The 23,162-nt window shown below is 69.6% G+C and carries 19 protein-coding genes and 1 pseudogene; 5 read left to right on the top strand and 15 right to left on the bottom strand.

Going from position 1 to position 23,162, the window contains the following annotated elements:
- Window positions 1-35: 35 nt before the first annotated feature.
- The 6 genes from K3U93_RS09615 to yajC all read right to left on the bottom strand — a co-directional run bounded on the left by K3U93_RS09615 (window position 36) and on the right by yajC (window position 8,214).
- Window positions 36-2,384 carry a RelA/SpoT family protein gene (locus K3U93_RS09615; protein ID WP_071511516.1) on the bottom strand — a complete coding sequence of 783 codons (2,349 nt, stop codon included), beginning with the start codon at window positions 2,382-2,384 and terminating at the stop codon, window positions 36-38.
- 43 nt (window positions 2,385-2,427) lie between these two features.
- A complete protein-coding gene (locus tag K3U93_RS09610; RefSeq protein ID WP_176220020.1) occupies window positions 2,428-2,970 on the bottom strand; it encodes an adenine phosphoribosyltransferase in 543 nt (180 codons plus the stop codon).
- Complete coding sequence (locus K3U93_RS09605; protein ID WP_071511492.1) at window positions 2,967-4,616, bottom strand: ABC transporter substrate-binding protein; 1,650 nt, start codon at window positions 4,614-4,616, stop codon at window positions 2,967-2,969. Before K3U93_RS09605 ends, K3U93_RS09610 begins: the two co-directional genes overlap by 4 nt.
- Before the next feature lie 5 nt (window positions 4,617-4,621).
- Window positions 4,622-5,911, bottom strand: coding sequence for a protein translocase subunit SecF (gene secF / locus K3U93_RS09600; protein WP_071511493.1), 1,290 nt, complete (start codon window positions 5,909-5,911; stop codon window positions 4,622-4,624).
- 3 nt (window positions 5,912-5,914) lie between these two features.
- On the bottom strand, window positions 5,915-7,771 hold the full coding sequence (gene secD / locus K3U93_RS09595; protein WP_083011383.1) for a protein translocase subunit SecD: 1,857 nt from the start codon (window positions 7,769-7,771) through the stop codon (window positions 5,915-5,917).
- 77 nt (window positions 7,772-7,848) lie between these two features.
- Complete coding sequence (yajC, locus tag K3U93_RS09590; RefSeq protein ID WP_083011382.1) at window positions 7,849-8,214, bottom strand: preprotein translocase subunit YajC; 366 nt, start codon at window positions 8,212-8,214, stop codon at window positions 7,849-7,851.
- A gap of 168 nt (window positions 8,215-8,382) precedes the next feature.
- Between yajC and gabT the strand changes: the two genes are divergently transcribed.
- On the top strand, window positions 8,383-9,732 hold the full coding sequence (gene gabT, locus K3U93_RS09585) for a 4-aminobutyrate--2-oxoglutarate transaminase (RefSeq protein ID WP_083011381.1): 1,350 nt from the start codon (window positions 8,383-8,385) through the stop codon (window positions 9,730-9,732).
- Between the two features lie 148 nt (window positions 9,733-9,880).
- Window positions 9,881-13,423 (top strand): carboxylic acid reductase, encoded by a 3,543-nt coding sequence (gene car / locus K3U93_RS09580; protein WP_083011380.1) that lies wholly within the window; start codon window positions 9,881-9,883, stop codon window positions 13,421-13,423.
- Between the two features lie 12 nt (window positions 13,424-13,435).
- Here car and K3U93_RS09575 read toward each other — a convergent pair whose 3' ends face one another.
- Window positions 13,436-14,095 carry a hypothetical protein gene (locus tag K3U93_RS09575; protein ID WP_083011379.1) on the bottom strand — a complete coding sequence of 220 codons (660 nt, stop codon included), beginning with the start codon at window positions 14,093-14,095 and terminating at the stop codon, window positions 13,436-13,438.
- 334 nt (window positions 14,096-14,429) lie between these two features.
- On the opposite strand from K3U93_RS09575, the gene K3U93_RS09570 reads away from it, so the two are divergent.
- The gene (locus K3U93_RS09570; RefSeq protein ID WP_083011378.1) at window positions 14,430-15,950 is read left to right on the top strand and encodes a PE family protein; all 1,521 of its coding nucleotides are present in this window, start codon (window positions 14,430-14,432) and stop codon (window positions 15,948-15,950) included.
- A 4-nt stretch (window positions 15,951-15,954) separates the two neighbouring features.
- On the opposite strand, the gene ruvB is transcribed toward K3U93_RS09570, so the two are convergent.
- Genes ruvB through ruvC form a run of 3 tightly spaced genes read right to left on the bottom strand, consistent with a single transcriptional unit; the run spans window position 15,955 to window position 18,169 of the window.
- Complete coding sequence (gene ruvB / locus K3U93_RS09565) at window positions 15,955-17,007, bottom strand: Holliday junction branch migration DNA helicase RuvB (RefSeq protein WP_083011377.1); 1,053 nt, start codon at window positions 17,005-17,007, stop codon at window positions 15,955-15,957.
- Entirely contained in the window at window positions 17,004-17,594 is a 591-nt protein-coding gene (gene ruvA, locus K3U93_RS09560) for a Holliday junction branch migration protein RuvA (RefSeq protein ID WP_083011376.1), read from the bottom strand. Before ruvA ends, ruvB begins: the two co-directional genes overlap by 4 nt.
- Window positions 17,591-18,169 carry a crossover junction endodeoxyribonuclease RuvC gene (ruvC, locus tag K3U93_RS09555; RefSeq protein WP_083011375.1) on the bottom strand — a complete coding sequence of 193 codons (579 nt, stop codon included), beginning with the start codon at window positions 18,167-18,169 and terminating at the stop codon, window positions 17,591-17,593. The genes ruvA and ruvC overlap by 4 nt, the downstream gene beginning before the upstream one ends.
- Before the next feature lie 202 nt (window positions 18,170-18,371).
- Between ruvC and K3U93_RS09550 the strand changes: the two genes are divergently transcribed.
- Both K3U93_RS09550 and K3U93_RS24820 read left to right on the top strand, forming a co-directional pair.
- On the top strand, window positions 18,372-18,989 hold the full coding sequence (locus K3U93_RS09550; RefSeq protein WP_071511503.1) for a DUF4178 domain-containing protein: 618 nt from the start codon (window positions 18,372-18,374) through the stop codon (window positions 18,987-18,989).
- Window positions 18,990-18,999: 10 nt separating this feature from the next.
- A pseudogene (locus tag K3U93_RS24820) lies at window positions 19,000-19,083 on the top strand (DUF2617 family protein); the annotation flags it as partial.
- 19 nt (window positions 19,084-19,102) lie between these two features.
- Here K3U93_RS24820 and K3U93_RS09545 read toward each other — a convergent pair.
- The 5 genes from K3U93_RS09545 to K3U93_RS09525 form a co-directional block, all read right to left on the bottom strand.
- Window positions 19,103-19,855, bottom strand: a complete 753-nt coding sequence (locus K3U93_RS09545) for a YebC/PmpR family DNA-binding transcriptional regulator (RefSeq protein ID WP_083011405.1) — start codon at window positions 19,853-19,855, stop codon at window positions 19,103-19,105.
- 167 nt (window positions 19,856-20,022) lie between these two features.
- Window positions 20,023-20,619 (bottom strand): pyridoxal 5'-phosphate synthase glutaminase subunit PdxT, encoded by a 597-nt coding sequence (gene pdxT / locus K3U93_RS09540; protein ID WP_083011373.1) that lies wholly within the window; start codon window positions 20,617-20,619, stop codon window positions 20,023-20,025.
- Window positions 20,616-21,461 (bottom strand): acyl-CoA thioesterase II, encoded by an 846-nt coding sequence (gene tesB, locus K3U93_RS09535; protein ID WP_071511506.1) that lies wholly within the window; start codon window positions 21,459-21,461, stop codon window positions 20,616-20,618. The genes pdxT and tesB overlap by 4 nt, the downstream gene beginning before the upstream one ends.
- Window positions 21,462-21,470: 9 nt before the next feature.
- Complete coding sequence (gene pdxS / locus K3U93_RS09530) at window positions 21,471-22,379, bottom strand: pyridoxal 5'-phosphate synthase lyase subunit PdxS (protein ID WP_083011372.1); 909 nt, start codon at window positions 22,377-22,379, stop codon at window positions 21,471-21,473.
- A 97-nt stretch (window positions 22,380-22,476) separates the two neighbouring features.
- A complete protein-coding gene (locus K3U93_RS09525) occupies window positions 22,477-23,076 on the bottom strand; it encodes a TetR/AcrR family transcriptional regulator (RefSeq protein WP_217808436.1) in 600 nt (199 codons plus the stop codon).
- Window positions 23,077-23,162 lie beyond the last annotated feature (86 nt).

Genomic DNA, 23,162 nt, shown 5'->3' with positions numbered 1-23,162 from the left:
CACTGCGAAAGCCGTAGGCGCACACTCGATCGCCGTCAGGCGGCGGACGTCACGCGGTAGACGTCGTAGACGCCTTCGACGTTGCGCACGACGTTGAGCAGGTGCCCGAGGTGCTTGGGGTCACCCATCTCGAAGGTGAACCGGCTGATCGCCACCCGGTCGCCGGACGTGGTGACCGACGCCGACAGGATGTTGACCTTCTCGTCGGCCAGCACCCGCGTGATGTCCGACAGCAGCCGGTGCCGGTCGAGCGCCTCGACCTGAATGGCCACCAGGAACACCGACGACGCCGACGGCGCCCACAGCACCTCGATGATGCGCTCGGATTGTTGTTGCAGCGACGCGGCATTGGTGCAGTCGGTGCGGTGCACGCTGACCCCACCGCCGCGGGTGACGAAGCCCATGATCTGGTCGCCCGGCACCGGCGTGCAGCACTTGGCCAGCTTGGTCAGCACCCCCGGGGCGCCGGGGACCGAGACCCCGACGTCGTCGGTGCTGCGCGGGCGGCGCAGCATGGTCGCCGGCGTCGACCGCTCGGCCAGCTCCTCCTCGGCCTGGTCGATGCCGCCGAGCTCGGCCAGCAGCCGCTGCACGGCGTGCCGGGCCGACACGTGCCCCTCCCCGATGGCGGTGTAGAGCGCGGACACGTCGGTGTAATGCAGCTCGCGGGCCACCGCCGCCATGGACTCGCCATTCACCAAGCGCTGCAACGGAAGTCCGCCCCGGCGTACCTCGCGGGCCATCGCCTCCTTGCCGGCCTCCAGCGCCTCCTCCCGGCGTTCCTTGGCGAACCACTGCCGGATCTTCGTCTTCGCGCGCGGGGACACCACGAACTGCTGCCAGTCGCGCGACGGCCCGGCGTTGGGCGCCTTGGACGTGAAAACCTCGACGACTTCGCCGTTTTCGAGCTTGCGTTCCAGCGCCACCAGCCGCCCGTTGACCCGGGCGCCGATGCAGCGGTGGCCGACCTCGGTGTGCACCGCGTAGGCGAAGTCCACCGGCGTCGACCCGGTCGGCAGCGTGATGACGTCGCCCTTGGGGGTGAAGACGAAAAGCTCTTGCACCGCGAGGTCGTAGCGCAGCGACTCCAGGAACTCACCCGGGTCGGCGGCCTCCCGCTGCCAGTCGAGCAGCTGACGCATCCAGGCCATGTCGTCGATCTCGGCGGCGGCGTGCGGGTGCGGAACGCCGTTGCGGCCCTTGGCTTCCTTGTAGCGCCAGTGCGCGGCGATGCCGTATTCGGCGGTGCGGTGCATGTCGCGGGTGCGGATCTGCACCTCCAGCGGCTTGCCCTCCGGCCCGACCACGGTGGTGTGCAGCGACTGGTACACACCGTACCGCGGCTGGGCGATGTAGTCCTTGAACCGCCCCGCCATCGGCTGCCACAGCGAATGCACCACGCCGACGGCGGCATAACAGTCGCGGATCTCGTCGCACAGGATGCGGATGCCGACCAGGTCGTGGATGTCGTCGAAGTCGCGGCCCTTGACGATCATCTTCTGGTAGATCGACCAATAGTGCTTGGGCCGGCCCTCCACCGTCGCCTTGATCTTCGACGCACCCAGGGTGTTGACGATCTCGGTGCGGACCTTGGCCAGGTAGGTGTCGCGGGACGGCGCGCGGCCGGCGACCAGCCGGACGATCTCCTCGTACTTCTTGGGGTGCAGGATCGCGAACGACAGGTCTTCCAGCTCCCACTTGACGCTGGCCATCCCCAGCCGATGCGCCAGGGGCGCAATGACTTCCAGCGTCTCGCGGGCCTTGCGGGCCTGCTTTTCCGGGGGCAGGAAGCGCATGGTGCGCATGTTGTGCAGCCGGTCGGCGACCTTGATCACCAGCACCCGCGGGTCGCGGGCCATGGCGGTGATCATCTTGCGGATGGTCTCGCCCTCGGCGGCGCTGCCCAGCACGACCCGGTCCAGCTTGGTCACGCCGTCGACGAGGTGGCCCACCTCCTCGCCGAATTCCTCGCTCAAAGCCTCCAGCGTGTAGCCGGTGTCCTCGACGGTGTCGTGCAGCAGCGCGGCCACCAAAGTGGTGGTGTCCATGCCCAATTCGGCCAGGATGTTGGCGACGGCCAGCGGGTGGGTGATGTAGGGATCACCGGAATGCCGCAACTGGGTGGCATGCCTTTGGTCGGCCACCTCGAAGGCCCGCTGCAGCATCGACAGGTTCGCCTTGGGATAGATCTCCCGGTGCACCGCCACCAGCGGTTCGAGCACGGGATTGAGCGTGCTGCGCTGGGCGGTCATCCGCCGGGCCAGCCGGGCCCGGACCCGGCGTGAGGCGCTGCTGGACGTCTTGAGCGTCTCGGCCGGCTCAGTGGCCACCGGCGACTCCGCGGGCGCGTCAAGAGCCTGCGTTGTGCCCTGATCGTCGGCCACGTTGGTCACCTCCGATCTCGAGGATATCGCCAAAGTCGGGCGGTTAGGCGCGGCTCAAGCTGTACACCGGCAACGGCGCGAGCGCCTGGCGGCCGCCCAGCGCGGTGAGTTCCATGACCACCGCCGCCGCCGTCACGTTGGCCCCGGCGCGTTTCAGCAACCTCGTCGCCGCGGCGAGGGTGCCGCCGGTGGCCAGCACGTCGTCGACGATCACGACGTCGCGGCCGCGCAGATCGACGCCCTCGGCGGGAATCTCCAGGGTGGCGCTGCCGTACTCCAGGTCGTAGTGCTCGGCGTGCACCGGGGGCGGCAGCTTGCCGCCCTTGCGGATGGCCAGCACGCCGATGCCCAGCCGGTCGGCGACGGCCGCCGCGACCAAAAAGCCGCGGGAGTCGATGCCGGCCACCAGGTCGGCGCCGGACGCGATGCCGGCCAACGCGTCGGTCACCGCCGTCATCGCCTCCCGATCGGCGAACAACGGGGTGAGGTCCTTGAACTGGACGCCCGGCCGCGGAAAATCGGCGACCTGCCGCGTCAACGACGCGATCAGGTCGGCCACCGGCGCCCTCCCGCTGACACCGGTCACTGTATTAGCGCCCAGCGGTCCATGTTCCAGCCCGCGCCCCAACGGGTCGGATTCCGGCCGACGGCATACATCTTCTTCGACATCAGCAGCGTGCGCTGCTGCCGGTACAGGGGCAGGGTCGGCATGTCGGCCCAGAGTACCGGGGCCGCTTGCGCCAGCAGCCTGACCCGCTCGGCGGGGTCGGCCGACACCGCCAGCGCGCCGATCACGCTGTCGACTTGGGGATTTGCATAGCCGGACAGGTTGTTGCCGTTGCCGCTGTGCAGGTCGTAGGCGTCCATCGCCGACGATCCGGTCGATCCGCTGCCGGTGGCCCCGCCGGTGCTGGCCAGCAGCACGTCGATCTTTCCGTCCTTGAGTGCCTGGGGCCCCGAGGAATCCAGCCTGACGTTGGAGACCGTGATCCCGGCCGCGGCGCAGGATTTGGTGATGATGCCGACGGTGACCGCCAGCCGCGCATTGGGTCCCCGGTAGCCGATCCGCGCCGTCAGCGGCGCGCCACCCAGCGCGTCGCGGGCGGCCGCGGGATCCGCGTGGCCGAACGGCGCCGCCTCGGTGGCACCGTCGCCGGCGGCGAGGGCGTCGTCGGTGGCCGGGTCCAGGCGTGAATTGGCGATCGGCACCCCGGCGTCGTGCGCGATCGCGTCGCGCGGCGTGCACAGCGCGAACGCGCGCCGGGCCTTGGCCCGCGAAAACGGTCCCTGCGGCGCAAAGATCAGCTGCTCGATGCCGGCCGACGGCGAATCGGTGCGCTCGTAGTTGTCCGGGGTGGCAAGCGCCCCCGAGGACCCGACCGCGACGTCGACCACGTCGACGCTGCGGTTGGTGACCCGGTCCTGGATGTCGGCCCCCTGCGGCCACACCGTGATCCGCTTGGTGATCGCCTTGGGACCCCACCAGCGGTCGTTGGCGACGAGCACCACCGCGCCACCGTCGAGGATCGATTCGATCTTGTACGGTCCCGACGACGGGAAGCGCTTCAGGTCCAGGCCGGGCTTGAGGTCCCAGGCGGTGTTCCATAGCTTCGCGATCTGCTGCACCAGCGGCGCGTCGTTGCTCAGCAGGGCCGCGGTCACGTCGACGTTCAGCTGGTCGGCGATGACGTGCGACGGCATCATCGACGTCGCGGTGAAGAGCTGGGTGTAGTCGACGACGCTGCGGTCCGGGACGAAAGACACCCGCGCCTTCTTTTGCCCCGGCATGCACTCGACGTTGGCGACGTCGACGTAGCCGGCCTGGGTGGCGGCGTCGAAGCCGGCAAACCGGCCGGACTGCGCCGCCCAGGCGAGCACGAGGTCGTCGCAGGTCACCGGCTTGCCGTCGGAGTAGACGGCGTTGTCGGCGATCTGGTAATCGAGGACCAGCGGCGCACCGCCCACGACCGAGATGGTGCCGAAGTCACGGTCGGCCACGACCTGTCCGTCCGGGCCGTGATAGCCGAAGCCGGTGAGCGTGCGGGCAAACGCCTGCGCTCCCGCCGACGCGGCACCCACGACCGTGTTGGTGTTGTAGGTGACCAGCGGCCCGTCGACCACGTAGTCGATCTCCGAGGCGGCGCCGCCGGAACACGCGGCCAACGGGTAGGCCGCCGCGAACGTCGCGGCCAAGACGACAATGCCCCCAGTTCGCCGAGACCAGGTGGGCATCGCGCCTACCGCCGGCCGGCGTTCCGCTTGCCGGTCGGACGCCGGGTCCCGGTCGGCCGCGCCGGGCGCGCGCCCGGCGCCGGTTTGCTCGGTGCGGGAGAGCTGGACGCGGCGGCGCCGGTGGTGGTGTCCGCGGCCGATTCCCCGTCGGAGGTGTCGGAGGCCGTTTCCGCCTCGGCCGGCGAGCCGGGGCTGCGCCGTTTGACGACCCGGCGGGTGTGGGTGCGCACCAGCTTGGTGCGTTCCCGCAGCGTGACCAGCAGCGGGGTCGCGAAGAAGATCGAGGAGTAGGTGCCCACCAGGATGCCGATCAGCTGCACCAGCGCCAGGTCCTTCAGCGTGCCGACGCCCAGCAACCAGACGGCCACCACCATCAGTGCCAGCACCGGCAACACCGAGATCAGGCTGGTGTTGATGGAACGCATGAACGTCTGGTTGATCGCCAGGTTGGCCTGCTCGGCGAAGGTGCGCCGGTTGGTGTGCTGGAACCCGTGGGTGTTCTCCTCGACCTTGTCGAACACGATGACCGTGTCGTAGAGCGAGAAACCGAGGATCGTCAGCAGGCCGATGACCGTGGCCGGGCTGACCTCGAAGCCGACCAGTGAGTACACGCCGGCGGTGACGGTCAGGTCGAAACACATGGTCGTCAGCGCGGAGATGGCCATGTAGCGCTCGTAGCGCACGGTGATGTACAGGCTGACCAGCGCCAGGAACACCACCAGCGCGATCAACGCCTTCTTGGTGATCTGACCGCCCCAGGTCTCCGACACCGCCGAGTCGCTGATGGCCTGCTTGCTGGGCTTGCCGTCGGCGCCCTTGGGCTGGAACGCCTCGAACAGGGCGTTGCGCAGCTTCGTCGTCTGGTCGTTGGACAGATGTTCGGAACGGATCTGCGCCGTCGCCGACGCGCCGCTGCCGACGATCACCACCGACTCCGGCTCACTGCCGAGGGTCTTCCGGAAGACGTCGGACACCTGCGCGGTCTGGACCGTGCCCGTCGCGCCCGCGGCGGGCATCGACACCGTGGTGCCGCCCTTGAAATCGATCCCGAAAGTGAAGCCCCGCAAGACGATGCTGGCGATTGCCACCGCGACGATCGCTCCGCTGATGCCGTACCACAGCCGGCGGCGTCCGACCACCTCGAACGCGCCCGTGCCCGTGTAGAGCCGGGAAATGAAGCCGTGACGCGGCGGCTGGTCGGAGCCGTCGGTCGGCTCCACGGCGCCCGACGTCGGTTCGGTGATTTCGGCCGCCTCGGTTTCGGTCTTCTCTTTGGACGCCTTGGAGGAAGTCATGCGCTATCCCCGTCCCGTCTTCACGTGCGCCGAAGCCCGGCGTTCGCGGGCGACCCGCTGAACCGCTCCCAGGCCGTTGTACGCGGGCTTTGCCAGCCTCGAAGACTTGGAGGCCAGGTATACCAGCGGCCAGGTCACCAGGAACACCACCACCAGGTCGAGGATCGTCGTGAGGCCCAAAGTGAAGGCGAATCCCTTCACCTGGCCGATCGCCAGGAAATACAGCACAGCGGCGGCCAGGAACGTGACGGCATTGCCCGACACTATCGTCTTGCGTGCCCTCACCCAGCCCCGCGGCACCGCCGAACGGAACGAACGGCCTTCGCGGATCTCGTCTTTGATGCGTTCGAAGAACACCACGAAAGAGTCGGCGGTGGTGCCGATACCGATGATCAGACCCGCGATGCCCGCCAGGTCCAGGGTGTAGTTGATATATCGGCCCAGGAGCACCAGGATCGCGAAAACCATTGCGCCGGAAGCAACTAACGACAACGCCGTGAGCAATCCGAGTATCCGGTAGTACGCCAACGAATACAGCAACACCAACAGCAAGCCGATCGCACCGGCGATCAGACCCGCGCGTAGCGAGGTCAATCCCAGTGTCGCCGAAACGGTTTGAGCTTCCGACGATTCGAAGGACAGCGGCAGCGACCCGTATTTCAGGACGTTGGCCAGCTGGCGCGCGGATGCGGCGGTGAACGGCGGATCTCCCCCGGTGATCTGGGTGCGGCCGCCGGGGATGGCCTCTTGGATCATCGGGGCGCTGACGACCTGCGAGTCCAGCGTGAAGGCGGTCTGGGTGCCGATGTGGGCCGCGGTGAAGTCCGCCCAGGTGTTTGCCGCCGCCGGCTTGAACTGCAGATCGACGACGTAGCCGATGCCGTGCTGGTTCATGCCCGACGTGGCGTTCTGGATCTGGTCGCCGCTGATGATCGACGGCCCCAGCAGGTACGCCACCTTGTGGTCGGTCGAGCAGGTCACCAGCGGCAGGGCCGGGTCGTCGTTGCCGGCCAGGATGTCTTTTTTGTCGCACTGGGTCGCCTGGAACTGCAGGGCCAGGAACTGAATGCCCTGGCGGGTGCTCTGCCGCCACTTCTTCTCATCGTCGATGCGCTCGGCGAGATCCTTGCGCGGGTCCGGCGGGGCCGGCTGCTCGGCCGACGGCGCGGGCTGCTCGGCCGGCGCCCCAGAAGCCGGGGCCGGAGCCGGCTCCGGGCTGGGTGTCGGCGGCGGGTCCTGCGGGTAGGGCCGCGGTTGGGTGCCCGGTTGGCCGGTCGGCGCCGGTTGGCCCGGTGCCGGTGCCAGTTGGCCGGGTCCCGGCGCCAGTTGGCCCGGTGCCGGTGCCAGTTGGCCCGGTCCCGGCGCCAATTGGCCGGGTCCCGGCCCCAGTTGGCCGGGTGCCGGTCCACCCGGTCCGGCAGGGGCCCCGGGCGCCGGTCCGGCGGGCTGGTGGGGCGGCGGCTTGGGCTCGGCGCTCTGCGCCGGCACCGAGTTGAGCACCGGCCGGATGTAGAGCCGCGCGGTCTGTCCGAGGTTGCGGGCCTCGTTGCCGTCGTTCCCGGGCACCGTGATGACCAGGTTGTCGCCGTCGACAACGACCTCCGACCCGGACACGCCGAGCCCGTTGACCCGCGCGCTGATGATCTGCTGCGCCTGTGCCAGGGCCTCCCGGCTCGGCGCCGAGCCGTCCGGGGTGCGAGCGGTCAACGTGACGCGGGTGCCGCCCTGCAGGTCGATGCCGAGCTTGGGGGCGGCGCGCTTGTCGCCCGTCAGAAACACCAGCAGGTAGACGCCGATGAGCAGGAACAAGAAAACCGATATGTAGCGGGCGGGGTGCACCGGCGCCGAAGACGATGCCACGTTCCTTATATCTCCTTGAGAATTCGGTTTCTTGTCCCGACAGAGCCTACGTGCATTCCCTTCGCGCGTGCGGCGTGTCAAGAATCCTTGATGACCCGGCTCTCGTCGGCGGAGTCGGCGGAATCATCCCGTTCGTCGGATTCTTCCAAATCGTCGGCACCATCGGCACCGTCGAGGTCGTCGTCCGGCAGGATCCGGTCGCGGACGGCCAGCTTCATCCACGTGGTCACCACGCCCGGCGCGATCTCGAGGTCGACGGTGTCGTCGGCGATCGCGACGACGGTGGCCTGCAGCCCGGACGTGGTGTGCACCCGGTCGCCCGGCCGCAGCGACTCCTGCAGGTCGATGGTGGCCTGCATCGCTCGCCGCTGGCGACGCGACGCGAAGTACATGAAGCCGCCCATGATGAGCAGGAACGGCAAGAACAAGACCAAACTCTCCATTACGCGCCTGTCTTTCGTGTTCGATACGGCGCTAATGCGCACCTCGTAACGGTCAGTCTGCCATCACCGCAGGTCCCCAACCGCGCCCGCTCCGCCCGGCTGACCCCCGGCCAACCAGATAGGCTTTATCCGCGACGTGACAGCCGCGCCGCGGTGAGGAGGGATGTCGTGGCCAGCCTCGAACAGAGTCGCCAGCTGGTCACCGAAATCCCCGGGCCCGCATCGCTGGAGCTGAACAGACGCCGGGCCGCGGCGGTGTCCCGCGCGGTGAACGTCTCCCTGCGGGTGTTCGTGGCCCGCGCCGGCGGCGGCATCGTCGAGGACGTCGACGGGAACCGGCTCATCGACCTGGGTTCCGGCATCGCGGTCACCACGATCGGCAACTCGTCGCCCCGCGTGGTGGACGCGGTGCGCGCGCAGGTGGCCGACTTCACGCACACCTGCTTCATGGTCGCCCCGTACGAGGGGTACGTCGCCGTCGCCGAGGAGCTCAACCGGATCACACCTGGCACGGGCGAGAAGCGCACGGTGCTGTTCAATTCCGGCGCCGAAGCGGTCGAGAACGCCGTCAAGGTCGCGCGTTCCTACACCCGCAAGCCCGCCGTCGTGGCGTTCAACCACGCCTACCACGGCCGCACCAACCTGGCGATGGCACTGACCGCCAAGTCCATGCCCTACAAGAGCGGCTTCGGTCCGTTCGCGCCCGAGGTCTACCGGGCGCCGCTGTCCTACCCCTACCGGGACGGCCTGCTCGACAAGGAACTGGCCACCGACGGGGACAAGGCCGCCGCCCGGGCCATCGGTGTCATCGACAGCCAAGTCGGCGCCGCCAACCTCGCCGCCGTCCTCATCGAGCCCATTGCCGGCGAAGGCGGCTTCATCGTCCCGGCCGAGGGGTTTCTGCCCGCCCTGCTGGACTGGTGTCGCAAGAACGGCGTCGTGTTCATCGCCGACGAGGTGCAAACCGGATTCGCGCGCACCGGCGCGATGTTCGCCTGCGAGCACGAGGGCCCCGACGGCTTGGAGCCCGACCTGATCTGCACCGCCAAGGCCATCGCCGACGGACTGCCGCTGTCGGCGGTGACCGGCCGGGCCGAGATCATGGACGCCCCGCACGTCGGCGGCCTGGGCGGCACGTTCGGCGGCAACCCGGTCGCCTGCGCGGCGGCGCTGGCCACCATCGCGACCATCGAGAGCGACGGCCTCATCGAGCGGGCACGGCAGCTCGAACGAATAATGACCGAGCGGCTGCTGCGGCTCCAGGCGGGCGACGACCGGATCGGCGACGTCCGCGGCCGCGGCGCCATGATCGCCATCGAGCTGGTCAAGTCGGGAACCGCCGACCCCGACGCCGAACTGACCGAAAGGCTGGCCGCCGCGGCCCATGCGGCCGGGGTCATCGTGTTGACCTGCGGCATGTTCGGCAACGTCATCCGGCTGCTGCCGCCGCTGACCATCAGCGACGAGCTACTGGTCGAGGGCCTCGACATCCTGGGCCGGATCCTGGGCGAGCTGTAGACCCCGCGGCCGGGGTGCGAAATCTCACACCATCGGTGGGCGGGTGGTCATTGAGGAATACCCGTTAGTTTAGCTAACGTTCTATCTATCAGCGCAACGTCGCGCGATCGAACCACCTAAGCTTCTTGGCCGATAAGAGGGAATCGTTATGTCGACTGTTACCTATGACGAGCGGCTCGCCCGCCGCATCGAGGACCTATCCGCCAGCGACCCCCAGTTCGCCGCCGCCCGGCCCGACCCGGCGGTCGCCGCGGCCCTTGAGCGGCCCGGGCTGCGATTGCCGCAGATCGTGGCGACCGTGCTGGAGGGCTACGCCGACCGGCCGGCGTTGGGGCGGCGCGCCGTGGAGTTCGTCAGGGACCCCAAGACCGGACGGACCGTCGCCGAGCTGCTCCCCCGCTTCGAGACCGTCACCTACCGCGAACTGGGCGAGCGCGTCGACGCGCTGGCCCGCGCCCTGACCCACGACTCGGTGCGGCCCGGTGACCGGGTCTGCGCGCTGGGCTTCAACAGCGTCGACTACACCACCATCGACGTGGCGCTGGGCACCATCGGCGCGGTGTCGGTCCCGCTGCAGACCAGCGCGGCGATCACCCAGCTGCAGCCGATCGTGGCCGAGACCGAGCCCAGCGTGATCGCGGCGAGCGTGGACCAACTGCCCGACGCCGTCGAGCTGATCCTGAGCGGCATTCAAGCCGGCCCCGGGCCCGCCAAGCTGGTGGTGTTCGACTACCACCCCGAGGTCGACGACCACCGCGAGGCCGTCGAAACCGCTCGCGGGCGGCTGGCGGACACGACGGTCACCGTCGAGACCCTGCCCGACGCCGTCGAGCGCGGGCGCGCGCTGCCGGCAACGGTCGTCGTGGCACCCGAAGAGCAAGACCCGCTGGCCCTGCTGATCTACACCTCCGGCAGCACCGGCGCACCCAAGGGCGCGATGTACCCGCAGAGCAACGTCGGCAAGATGTGGCGCCGGTCGAGCAGAAACTGGTTTGGGGAGAGCGCCGCGTCGATCACCCTCAACTTCATGCCGATGAGCCACGTCATGGGGCGCGGCATCCTCTACGGCACGCTCGGCAACGGCGGCACCGCCTACTTCGCCGCCAAGAGCGACCTCTCGACGCTGCTCGAGGACCTCGAGCTGGTGCGCCCCACCGAGCTGAACTTCGTGCCGCGCATCTGGGAGACCCTGTTCGGCGAGTTCCAGCGCCAGGTGGACCGGCGGCTCGTCGACGGCGCCGACGAGGCGGCCCGTCGCGCCGCCGAAACCGAGGTCCTTCAGGAACAGCGGCAGTACCTGCTGGGCGGGCGGTTCATCTTCGCGATGACGGGCTCGGCGCCCACCTCCCCGGAGCTGAAGGAGTGGGTCGAGTCCCTGCTCGAGATGCATCTGCTGGACGGCTACGGCTCCACCGAGGCCGGGATGGTCTTGTTCGACGGCGAAGTGCAACGCCCGCCCGTCATCGACTACAAGCTGGTCGACGTCCCGGACCTGGGCTACTTCTCCACCGACCGGCCGCATCCGCGGGGCGAGTTGCTGCTGAAGACCGAGAACATGTTCCCCGGCTACTACAAGCGGCCGCAGGTCACCGCCGACGTATTCGACGCCGACGGGTACTACCGGACCGGAGACGTCGTCGCCGAGGTCGGTCCCGGCCGGCTGGTCTACGTCGATCGCCGCAACAACGTGCTCAAGCTCGCGCAGGGCGAGTTCGTCACCCTCGCGAAGCTGGAGGCCGCGTTCGGCAACAGCCCACTGGTCCGGCAGATCTACGTCTACGGCAACAGCGCGCACCCTTACCTGTTGGCGGTCGTGGTGCCCACACCAGATGCGTTGGCTAACAACGATATTGAGGCGCTCAAGCCGCTGATCGCCGATTCGCTGCAGAACGTCGCCAAAGAGGCCGGCCTGCAGTCCTACGAGGTGCCCCGCGACTTCATCATCGAGACCACGCCGTTCACCCTGGAGAACGGTCTGCTCACCGGCATCCGCAAGCTGGCGTGGCCGAAGCTCAAGCAGCACTACGGCGAACGGCTGGAACGGCTCTACGCTGAGCTGGCCGAGGGCCAGGCCAACGAGTTGGCCGAACTGCGCCGCAGCGGCGCCGAGGCACCCGTGCTGCAGACGGTGAGCCGGGCCGCGGCCGCCCTGCTGGGCGCGTCGACCACCGACCTGTCACCCGATTCGCACTTCACCGACCTGGGCGGAGACTCGTTGTCGGCGTTGACATTCGGCAACCTGCTGCGCGAGATCTTCGACATCGACGTGCCGGTGGGTGTCATCGTCAGCCCGGCCAACGACTTGGCGGCCATCGCCGGCTACATCGAGGGCGAGCGGCAGGGCACGAAGCGGCCCACCTTCGCCTTGGTACATGGCCGGGACGCGGTCGAGGTGCGCGCGAGCGACCTCACGCTGGACAAGTTCATCGACACGAAGACGCTGGCCGCCGCGCCCACGCTGCCGCGGCCCGGTTCCGAGGTGCGCACCGTGTTGCTCACCGGCGCAACGGGTTTCCTGGGCCGCTACCTGGCCCTGGAATGGCTGGAGCGGATGGACCTGGTCGACGGCAAGGTGATCGCCCTGGTGCGGGCCAAGGACAACGCCGCCGCGCGGCAACGGCTGGACAAGACCTTCGATAGCGGCGACCCCAAGCTGTTGGCGCACTACCGGGAACTGGCCGGCGACCACCTCGAGGTCATCGCCGGCGACAAGGGCGAGGCCAACCTCGGCCTGGACCAGCGGACCTGGCAGCGGCTGGCCGACACCGTCGACCTGATCGTCGACCCCGCGGCGCTGGTCAACCACGTGCTGCCGTACAGCGAGCTGTTCGGCCCCAATGCGGTGGGCACCGCCGAGCTGATCCGGATCGCGCTCACCACGAAGCTGAAGCCGTACACCTACGTGTCGACGATCGGGGTGGGCGACCAGATCGGGCCGGGCACGTTCGTCGAGGACGCCGACATCCGGGAGATCAGCCCGACCCGCCAGGTCAACGACGGCTACGCCAACGGCTACGGCAACAGCAAGTGGGCCGGCGAGGTGCTGCTGCGCGAGGCCCACGACCTGTGCGGCCTGCCGGTCGCGGTGTTCCGGTGCGACATGATCCTGGCCGACACCACCTACGCGGGGCAGCTCAACCTGCCGGACATGTTCACCCGGCTGATGCTGAGCCTGGTCGCGACGGGAATCGCGCCCGGTTCGTTCTACGAGTTCGACCCCGAGGGCAACCGGCAGCGCGCCCACTATGACGGCCTGCCCGTCGAGTTCATCGCGGAGGCGATCTGCACGCTGGGTGCCCAGGCCCTGGAGAACGGGCCCAGCTACCAGACGTATCACGTGATGAACCCGTACGACGACGGCATCGGCCTCGACGAGTACGTCGACTGGCTCATCGACCCAGCCATCGCGGGCTACCCGATCCAGCGCATCGCCGACTACGGCGAATGGTTGCGCCGGTTCGAAGGGTCGATGCGGGCCCTGCCGGAGCGGCAGCGCCAGTACTCGCTGCTGCCGCTGTTGCACAACTACCAGAAGCCGGAAAAGCCGATCCGCGGATCGCTGGCGCCGACCGACCGGTTCCGCGCCGCGGTGCAGGAGGCGAAAATCGGCCCGGACAAAGACATTCCGCACGTCTCGGCGCCGATCATCGTCAAGTACGTCACCGACCTGCAGTTGCTCGGATTGCTCTGACGCTCGACGCGATCACTGCTGCGGATGCGGCCACCGCAGATACGCGGCGCCCGGCGATCCCGGCGGCGCGCCCGCGCGCCGGCGGCGCCACCCGCGCCTGGGCTCGGCCGCCGAAGACGCGAGCCCATCCCGCGGCTTGGTCAGCGCACCCGATGACGCGTCGGGCGCGTATGGCTCGGCGGCCAGGGGTTCCACATCGCGGGCCAGCCGCGCCGCCGTGCGCGCCAGCGCCACCCCGGCCACGAAGACGATCAGGGCACCCAGACCGGAGAAATAGGAAACCTCCAGCGCGGCGCGTTTGCGCTCGGTCGCCGCGACCGGATCGCCGACCGACCCGATTCCCAACAGCGGCGCGACCTGACCGCCGACGACAAACCACGCGCCGGCCAGGACGGCCAGCCAGCCGCCCACCATCGCGCCGACCCGATTTGCCGAAACGATGAGCAGCAGTCCACCCACCGCGGTGGCGGCACCGGGCAGGACTTCGAGCCAGCCCCGGGCCGACGTCCATACCCAGTCCTTATCGGGTGTGTAGGCGAAGTTGAGGTGGGGGCCGACGAACGGTATCAAGGCGCCCCAAGCACCCAAGATGACAAGGAGCACGCCGCTGACCGCCCCGCGCGAACGCGGCATGCCCACCCTGCCTGAGTAGTCTTTTTCTGCGTGTTTCATTGCGTCTCCTCACATCCCCTCGATTGACGCCGGCTACACGGGCATCCGCTGGGTACCCGACCGCGCCGAGATGTAACCCGGGATGGCCTCCGCGGCGCTGGCCGATGGGTTTGGCCAGCCCGAAAAAAATCGATGCGAGCGTTAACAACTCAGTACGCGATGCGGCAGCTGGGCGCGGCGGACGGACAAACATCTGCGGGAGACCCGGCATGCGGTGCCGCCCTGGGATAAATTACCTGTGGCTAGTGGTCACGTGTCGAATACGTAGTGATCCCTAGGTGTGGCGTGACTTTTGTAGGAGGTATCTCGCGTGTTCGTGATCGCAACTCCAGAGATGCTAACGGCGGTGGCGCAGGACCTGTTCGGCATCGGCTCGACACTGACTGCAGCCCACGCAGCGGCAGAAGTGCCCACGACGGGGGTACTGGCGGCCGGTGCTGACGAGGTGTCGGCGGCCGTTGCGTCGGCATTTTCCGAATATGCGTCGGCGTACCAGGCGCTGAACGCCCAGGCGGCGACGTTTCACTCGAAGTTTGTGCAAGCGCTGAGTGCGGCTTCTGAAGCGTATGCGAGCGCCGAGGCGGCGAACGCGCCGCAGTTACAGACGTTCGAACAGGACGCGCTGGGATTGATCAATGCGCCGACCAACGCGCTGTTGGGCCGCCCGCTCATCGGCAACGGTGCCGCCGGCACGGCGGCCAATCCCAACGGCGGGGCGGGCGGGATCTTGTACGGCAATGGTGGTACGGGCTACAGCTTCACCAGCGGCACCACTAGCGAGGTCGGCGGCAACGGTGGCGTGGCGGGATTGATCGGTAACGGCGGAGGAGGCGGCAACGGCTTTTTGGGCGGGGCCGGCGGTGCCGGCGGTCATGGCGGGTGGCTGTTCGGCAACGGTGGCGCCGGCGGTGCCGGAGGTGCGACGACCGTTGCTGGCGCGACAGGTGGTGCTGGCGGGGCCGGCGGCGACGCCCCATTGCTCGGCTCGGGAGGCAACGGCGGTGCTGGCGGTGAGGCTGTCAATGGAACTGGCGGGGCCGGCGGCAACGGCGGCGCTAGCAGCGGACTCGGAGCAGTCGGCGGTGCGGCCGGCGCCGGCGGAAAGGGCTATACCGCCGGTGGTGCCGGGGGCACCGGCGGCGCCGGAGACGGTCTGCTCTTTGGCATGGGCGGTGCCGGCGGCACCGGCGGCACCGCCCATGACATCGGCGGCATCGGCGGCCAGGGCGGCGAGGCCTCTGCGCTCATCGGCGCGGGCGTCGGCGGTGCCGGCGGCGCCGGGGGCACCGGCACCGACACCGGCGGCGCGGGCGGCCAGGGCGGCGTGGGCGCCGCGCTCATCGGCGCGGGTGTCGGCGGCGCCGGCAGCATCGGGGGCACCGGCACCGACACCGGCGGCGCGGGCGGCCAGGGCGGCGTGGGCGCCGCGCTCATCGGCGCAGGTCTCGGCGGCGTCGGCGGCGTCGGCGGGTTCGCCACCGACACCGGTGGCGCCGGCGGCCACGGCGGCCAGGGCGCCGCGCTCATCGGTGCGGGCCTCGGCGGCGTCGGCGGCGTCGGCGGTTTTGGCAGCTCCACTCACATTGGAACCGGCGGCCATGGCGGTGACGGCGGCGACGGCGGCGGGCTACTCAGCATCGGCGTCGGCGGGCATGGCGGCACCGGCGGCAGCGGCGTCGAGGCTGCCGATGGCGGCAACGGCGGCAACGCTGGCTTAACTTCCGACGGCTCCTTCGAGCCGGCGCTCATCGGCTTCGGCGGTAACGGCGGTAACGGCGTCAACGGTGGGAATGGGGGCATCGGCGGCAGCGGCGGCACATATGGTGGCGCTGACGGGACGAACGGATCGTCGTAGCCGCCTAGTCGAACAGCCCGGGCTGGCCCAACCCGGCGGCCCCGGCCGGCGGCGTCATGCCGAGGTGGGTCCAGGCCTGCGCGGTGGCCACCCGGCCCCGCGGGGTGCGCGCGACCATGCCGGCGCGCACCAGGAAGGGCTCGCACACCTCTTCCACGGTGGCGGCCTCCTCGCCGACCGCCACGGCGAGCGTCGACACCCCGACCGGGCCGCCACCGAAGCCGCGGGTCAGCGCCGACAGCACCGCCCGGTCCAGCCGGTCGAGGCCCAGCTCGTCGACGTCGTAGACCTCTAACGCGGACTTGGCGACGTCGCGGGTGATCACGCCGTCGGCGCGCACCTCGGCGAAGTCGCGGACCCGGCGCAGCAGCCGGTTGGCGATCCGCGGCGTGCCCCGCGACCGGCGGGCGATCTCCGCGCCGGCGGCGGCGCCCAGCTCGATGCCGAGAATCCCGGCGGAACGCGCTAGCACCCGCTCCAGCTCGGCGGGCTCGTAGAAGTCCATGTGCGCGGTGAAACCGAACCGGTCGCGCAGCGGGCCGGTCAGCGCGCCGGACCGGGTGGTGGCGCCGACCAGGGTGAAGGGCGCCACCTCCAGCGGAATCGACGTCGCCCCGGGGCCCTTGCCGACGACCACGTCGACCCGGAAGTCCTCCATCGCCAGGTAGAGCATCTCCTCGGCGGGCCGGGCGATGCGGTGGATCTCGTCGATGAACAGCACGTCGTGCTCGACCAGGTTGGACAGCATCGCGGCCAGGTCGCCGGCGCGTTCCAGCGCCGGGCCGGACGTCACCCGCAGCGAGGACCCCAGCTCGGCGGCGATGATCATCGCCAGCGACGTCTTGCCCAGCCCCGGCGGGCCGGACAGCAGGATGTGATCCGGGGTGCCGCCGCGGTTCTTGGCCCCCTCGATCACCAGCTGCAGCTGCTCGCGGACCCGCGGCTGGCCGATGAACTCCCCCAGCGAGCGGGGCCGCAGGCTGCCGTCGATGTCGCCCTCGCCGACGGTCAGCGCCGGCGAGACCTCGCGCTCGTCCGGGTCGTCGAACTCGCTCATGTCGATTTCCCGAGCAGCGACAGGGCGGCACGCAGGGCGCTGGACGTCGTCGCGTCGTGCTCGCCGGCCAGCACCCTGTCGGTGGCCTCCTCGGCCTGCTTGACCGCGAAACCGAGGCCCACCAGCGCCTCCACCACCGGGCCCCGCACCGCGTGGCCGTTGAGCGCCGGCGCGGCCCCGGCCGCCAGGCCGCCCACCTTGTCGCGCAACTCCAGCACCATCCGTTCGGCGCCGCGCTTGCCGATGCCGGGCACCCGGGTCAGCGCAGCCACGTCGCCGTCGTGCAGCGCCTGCCGCAGCGCCGCGGCGTCGTACACCGCCAGCGTCGCCATCGCCAGCCGGGGCCCGACCCCCGACACCGACAGCAGCGTGAGGAACAGGTCGCGGGTGTCGGAATCGGCGAACCCGTACAGCGTCATCGAATCCTCGCGCACGATCATCGCGGTGATCAGCCGGGCCTGGGTTCCGGCCCGCAGCGTCGCCAGCGTCGACGGCGTGGCGTTCACCCGGTAGCCGACGCCGGCCGCCTCGATCACCACGTGGTCGAGCGCCACCTCGAGCACCTCGCCGCGCACCGAGGCGATCATCGGGCGGCCTTCGGCTTCGCCGCCAACGCGGCCCGGTGGGCGTGCCGCTGCCGGGCGGCCAGGGCGTCGGCCTTGGCTTTGGCCTCGGCCATCCGGGCGATCATCGGCGCGCGCCAACAGTGGCAGATCGCCAGGGCCAGCGCGTCGGCCGCGTCGGCCGGCGTCGGTTTGGCTTGCAGCGCAAGGATTTTCGTGACCATCGCGGTGACCTGCGCCTTGCCGGCGGACCCGCTGCCGGTGACGGCGGCCTTGACCTCGCTGGGGGTGTGGAAGTGCACGTCGATGCCGCGCCTGGCCGCCGCCAGCGCGATGACGCCGCCGGCCTGCGCGGTGCCCATCACCGTCGTCACGTTGAGCTGGGAGAACACTCGCTCGATGGCCACGACGTCCGGGCGATGGGTGTCCAGCCAGTACTCGACGGCGTCGCCGATGGTCAGCAACCGCTTGGGCAGCGGCACGTCCGACGGGGTACGCACCACGTCGACGTCCAGCGCAACGACCCGACGACCGCGCCCGCTTTCGACGACCGAGAGGCCGCATCGGGTCAGTCCGGGATCGACGCCCATCACCCGCATTACCCGCTCCTTCGTACGAACAGCTGTTCGATAGCCTAGCGGGTGGGGCCGACGAGAGCCGGTAGGACACGCGGCGGCGGGGCGCTTCTTCACCGCGTTTTCACAGCGTTCTTCGGGGCGCCGGTTACGGCTCCCGCCCCGGCAAAAGCTGTTAACTTAAAGCCCACATTCGCTCGGCCTCCACGGCAACGGAAGGGTCTGCGTGGGAACACTGCTGGTCGTGCTCGCGGCAGTCCTGTTCATCGCGTCCATTGTGGTGCTCGTGGTGGCTTTGCGGCGTCCACGGCAGGGTCGACCGGCCGAGGCCGGCGGCCGCCAGGATCCGCTTTCGTTCAACGCGGTGCCGCAGCTCGGGCCCCGCCAACTCGGGCCCGGCGCCGTCGTCAGCTACGGCGGGGTCGACTACGTGGTGCGCGGGTCGGTGACGTTCCGCGAGGGACCGTTCGTGTGGTGGGAGCACCTGCTGGAGGGCGGCGACCAGCCGGTCTGGTTCAGCGTCGAAGAGGACGACGGGCGCCTGAAGCTGGCGATGTGGGTCACCCGCAAAGACATTGCGTTGCAGCCCGGCGACCGGTACGTGGTCGACGGCGTGACGTTTCACGAGTCGGAACACGGCCGCTCCTCCTACACCACCGAGGGCACGACCGGCCTGCCGGCGGGCGGCGAGATGGAATTTCTCGACTGCACCAATGCCGACGGGACGGCGCTGCTCTCGTTCGAGCGCTGGGCCCCGGACATGCCGTGGGAGATATCGACGGGCAAGTCCGTGCTGGCCGGCGAGCTCACCGTCTACCCGGCGCCGCCACCGTCTGTCCCGTAGGACCGGGCCGGTGCCGCTCCATCAGCTCGCCGTGACCCCGGCGGACGTGTCCGGGGAACGGCTGGGGCTCGCGCTGCGCCCGGCGCCTGCGCCGCGCTTGCGATCGACGCGGATCACTCCTCGATTTGGGCCAGGATCTCGTCGGGGATGTCGGCGTTGGTGTACACGTCCTGCACGTCGTCGCTGTCTTCCAGGGCGTCGACCAGTCTCATGACCTTCTGGGCGCCGTCGGCGTCGAGGGGAACGGTCACCGACGGCTGGAACCCCGCCTCGGCGGAGTCGTAGTCGATGCCGGCGTCCTGCAGGGCGGTCCGCACCGCGACCAGGTCGCCCGGCTCGGTGATGACCTCGAAGCTGTCGCCCAGGTCGTTGACGTCCTCGGCGCCGGCGTCGAGTACCGCGGTCAGCACGTCGTCCTCGGTCAGGCCGTTCTTTTCCAGCGTGACCACGCCCTTGCGGGAGAACAGGTAGGCGACCGACCCGGGGTCGGCCATGGTGCCGCCGTTGCGCGTCATCGCCACCCGCACCTCGCTGGCGGCGCGGTTGCGGTTGTCGGTCAGGCACTCGACCAGCACCGCCACGCCGTTGGGGGCGTAGCCCTCGTAGGTGATGGTTTGCCAGTCGGCGCCGCCGGCTTCCTCGCCGGCGCCGCGCTTGCGGGCCTTCTCGATGTTGTCGTTGGGCACCGAGCTCTTCTTGGCCTTCTGGATGGCGTCGTAGAGCGTGGGGTTGCCCGCCGGGTCGCCGCCGCCGACACGGGCCGCGACCTCGATGTTCTTGACCAGCCGGGCGAACATCTTGCCGCGGCGGGCGTCGACGACGGCCTTCTTGTGCTTGGTGGTGGCCCACTTGGAATGGCCGCTCATCGGTGTGACATCCCTCTTTTGCACCTCTTCTGTCGCGTGAAAGTCGCCCACGAGTCTACGTGGGCGCAGGCACTCGCCGAACGTCACGCCAGCGTGGCGGTCGCCGCCGTCAGCCACGCTGGCGTGACGTTCGGCGGCGCGGCGTGGATCAGGCGACGCGGCGTGGATCAGGCGACGCCGTTGACGATGTCGACGAACATCCGGTGGATGCGACGGTCTCCGGTCATCTCCGGGTGAAACGCCGTCGCCAGCATCGGGCCTTGCCGCACCGCCACGATGTGGCCCGCCGCGCGGGCCAGCACCCGCACGCCGTCACCGGCCCGATCCACCCAGGGCGCGCGGATGAACACCGCACGCACCGGATCGTCGAGACCCGCGAACGTGACGTCGCCCTCGAACGAGTCGACCTGTCGTCCAAATGCGTTGCGCCGCACCGTCATATCGATCGCGTGCAGCGGCAGCGCCTGGCGCCCCCGCGCGCCCGCGTCGAGGATCTCGCTGGCCAACAGGATCATGCCGGCACAAGCGCCGTAGGCCGGAAGCCCGTCGGCCAGCCGCCCCCGCAACGGCTCGAGCAGATCGAGGTCGGCCAACAGGTGGCTCATGGTGGTGGATTCCCCGCCGGGAATGACGAGCCCGTCCACCGCCTCGATCTCGCTGCGGCGACGCACCGGCATCGACTCGGCCCCGGCCTCGCGCAGCGCCGCCAGGTGCTCACGGGTGTCGCCCTGCAGCGCCAAGACCCCGATCTTTGGCGCGCTCACCGGCGTGCGGGCTGATGCCCGCGCGCGAAGCGGGTGAGGCCCTCCTGCATGACCGCGGCGACCATCTCGCCGTACCGGTTGAAAATCTTGCCCTGACACAGCGCGCGGCCGCCGCAAGCCGACGGGGAGGACTGGTCGTAGAGCAGCCACTCGTCGGCCCGGAACACCCGCATGAACCACATCGCGTGGTCCAGCGACGCCACCTGTAGGTGCTCGCGCTCATCGAGGTGGGTGACCTGTGCCGAGCCCAACAGCGTGAGGTCGCTCATGTAGGCCAGCGCGCAGATGTGCAGCACCGGATCGTCGGGCAGTGGATCGCGGTGCCGAAACCACACCTGCTGCTGGGCGGCCTTGCCGGGCACAAGGTGCAGGCGTTCCCGCGGCACGATGCGGACGTCCCATTCCTCGAACTGACGGAACCCGGCGTCCTCGAACACCTTCATCGAGTTCAGCCCCGGCATGTCATCCGGCGGCGGCGCGGCCGGCATGGCGTCCTGGTGGTTGACGCCTTCCTGGTCGGTCTGGAACGACGCCGACATGGAGAAGATGGTTTCGCCGTGCTGGATGGCGTTGACCCGCCTGGTGCAAAACGAGCCGCCGTCGCGGAGGCGTTCGACGAGAAAAACGGTGGGCGCCTGGGCATCTCCGGGCCGCAGGAAATAGCCGTGCAGCGAGTGCACCAGGTAGCGGGGGTCGACTGTGCGCACCGCCGACACCAGCGACTGGCCGGCGACATGGCCACCGAACGTTCGCTGCAGGAAACCCGATTCCGGGCTGAACACGCTTCCGCGATAGATGTTGACCTCGAGTTGCTCGAGATCGAGGATTTGCTCGATCGCCACGACCGATTATTACCAGCCCCGCTGAGCCAGGCGATGCGGCTGCGCGATCTGCTCCACGTTGATGCCCACCATCGGCTCGCCCAGCCCGCGCGACACCTTGGCCAGCACGTCGGGGTCGTCGTAGAACGTGGTGGCCTTGACGATCGCGGCGGCGCGGTGCTCGGGCGCCCCGGACTTGAAGATGCCCGAGCCGACGAACACCCCCTCGGCACCGAGCTGCATCATCATCGCCGCGTCGGCGGGGGTGGCGATGCCACCGGCGGTGAACAGCGTGACCGGCAGCTTGCCGACCCGGGCCACTTCGGTGACGAGCTCGTAGGGCGCCTGCAATTCCTTTGCGGCCACGTACAATTCGTCCTCGGACAGCGACGTCAGCCGGCGGATTTCGCCGCCGATGGCCCGCATGTGCGTGGTGGCGTTGGAGACGTCACCGGTGCCGGCCTCGCCCTTGGAGCGGATCATGGCGGCGCCCTCGCTGATGCGCCGCAGCGCCTCGCCGAGGTTGGTCGCCCCGCACACGAACGGCACGGTGAATTTCCACTTGTCGATGTGGTGGGTGTAGTCGGCGGGGGTCAGCACCTCGGACTCGTCGATGTAGTCCACGCCGAGGCTCTGCAGGATCTGGGCCTCGACGAAATGCCCGATGCGCGCCTTGGCCATCACCGGGATGGTCACGGCGGAGATGATGCCCTCGATCATGTCGGGGTCGCTCATCCGCGACACCCCGCCCTGGGCGCGGATGTCGGCCGGCACCCGTTCCAGCGCCATCACCGCGACGGCGCCGGCGCCCTCGGCGATCCGGGCCTGCTCCGGGGTGACGACGTCCATGATGACGCCGCCCTTGAGCATCTCGGCCATGCCGCGCTTGACCCGCGCCGTTCCGGTTTGCCCGGTGCCGTTCTGCGCCGCGCTATCCACCGCTACCTCTATCTTGATGTCCCTTTGCCCCCCTGCTGCCAGTCCAGTGTAGTGGTCGACGACCAGCCGATATCTCGCCGACCGCCGTGCAGCGGGCTCAGCGTGTGGCGGCGTCGAGAAGCGCTTCGGCCGCCGCTTTGGCCGTCGCGGCGGCATGCGGATCCCGGTCCATCCGGGCGACCAGCCCGGCCCCGTCGTAGAGCAGCTGGAGCTGGCGGCCCAGCGCGGCCGGGTCGGCCGCACCGGCTTGGCGGGCGAGTTCGGCGAGCAGGCCACGGATTTCGGCGCGATACTCGTCGGCCGCGTGTTGGATCGCGCCGCCGTCGGGCGCTTCGGCGCTGGCCGTGACGAAGGCGCAGCCGCGGAAGGCCGGTTCGGCGAAGAATTCGGCTTGCGCGTCGAAGACCGCCAATAGTCGCTGACGCGGATCGCTGTGGCGTTCGACTGCGCGCCGCAGTCTGGCCAGCGTCGCCTCGTGGCGGGCCTCGAGGTAGGCCCGCACCAGGTTCTCCTTGCTGCCGAAGGTGTTGTACAACGACGCCTTGGCGACCCCGGCGTGCTCGACGACCCGGTCGATGCCGACCGTCTGGATGCCTTCGGCGTAAAACAGCTCGCTGGCCGCCGCCAGCAGTCGCTCCCGGGCGGATCCTCGGATACCGCGGCTTTTGGTGTCGATCGTCGGTGCGCTATCCGGCACGGCTCCCTGGCTCCTCACTGCTACAGACAGGTCTGTCTAGACTAGTCCGCGGCGGGTTCGAGGACGATCAGGGGATCTCCCGTGCC

Origin of the sequence: Mycobacterium malmoense, assembly GCF_019645855.1 — a bacterium.
Lineage (GTDB): Bacteria > Actinomycetota > Actinomycetes > Mycobacteriales > Mycobacteriaceae > Mycobacterium > Mycobacterium malmoense.
The sequence above is the reverse complement of the archived record's forward strand: the minus strand, read 5'-3'. Positions and strand labels throughout refer to the sequence as shown.

Excerpts from the sequence above, each read along its gene's own strand:
- yajC (WP_083011382.1), bottom strand. The coding sequence starts at position 8,214 with ATGGAGAGTTTGGTCTTGTTCTTGCCGTTCCTGCTCATCATGGGCGGC.
- car (WP_083011380.1), top strand. The coding sequence starts at position 9,881 with ATGTCGACTGTTACCTATGACGAGCGGCTCGCCCGCCGCATCGAGGAC.
- K3U93_RS09605 (WP_071511492.1), bottom strand. The coding sequence starts at position 4,616 with ATGCCCACCTGGTCTCGGCGAACTGGGGGCATTGTCGTCTTGGCCGCG.
- ruvB (WP_083011377.1), bottom strand. The coding sequence starts at position 17,007 with ATGAGCGAGTTCGACGACCCGGACGAGCGCGAGGTCTCGCCGGCGCTG.
- K3U93_RS09575 (WP_083011379.1), bottom strand. The coding sequence starts at position 14,095 with ATGAAACACGCAGAAAAAGACTACTCAGGCAGGGTGGGCATGCCGCGT.
- K3U93_RS09570 (WP_083011378.1), top strand. The coding sequence starts at position 14,430 with ATGCTAACGGCGGTGGCGCAGGACCTGTTCGGCATCGGCTCGACACTG.
- ruvC (WP_083011375.1), bottom strand. The coding sequence starts at position 18,169 with ATGCGGGTGATGGGCGTCGATCCCGGACTGACCCGATGCGGCCTCTCG.
- secF (WP_071511493.1), bottom strand. The coding sequence starts at position 5,911 with ATGACTTCCTCCAAGGCGTCCAAAGAGAAGACCGAAACCGAGGCGGCC.
- ruvA (WP_083011376.1), bottom strand. The coding sequence starts at position 17,594 with ATGATCGCCTCGGTGCGCGGCGAGGTGCTCGAGGTGGCGCTCGACCAC.
- K3U93_RS09545 (WP_083011405.1), bottom strand. The coding sequence starts at position 19,855 with ATGAGCGGCCATTCCAAGTGGGCCACCACCAAGCACAAGAAGGCCGTC.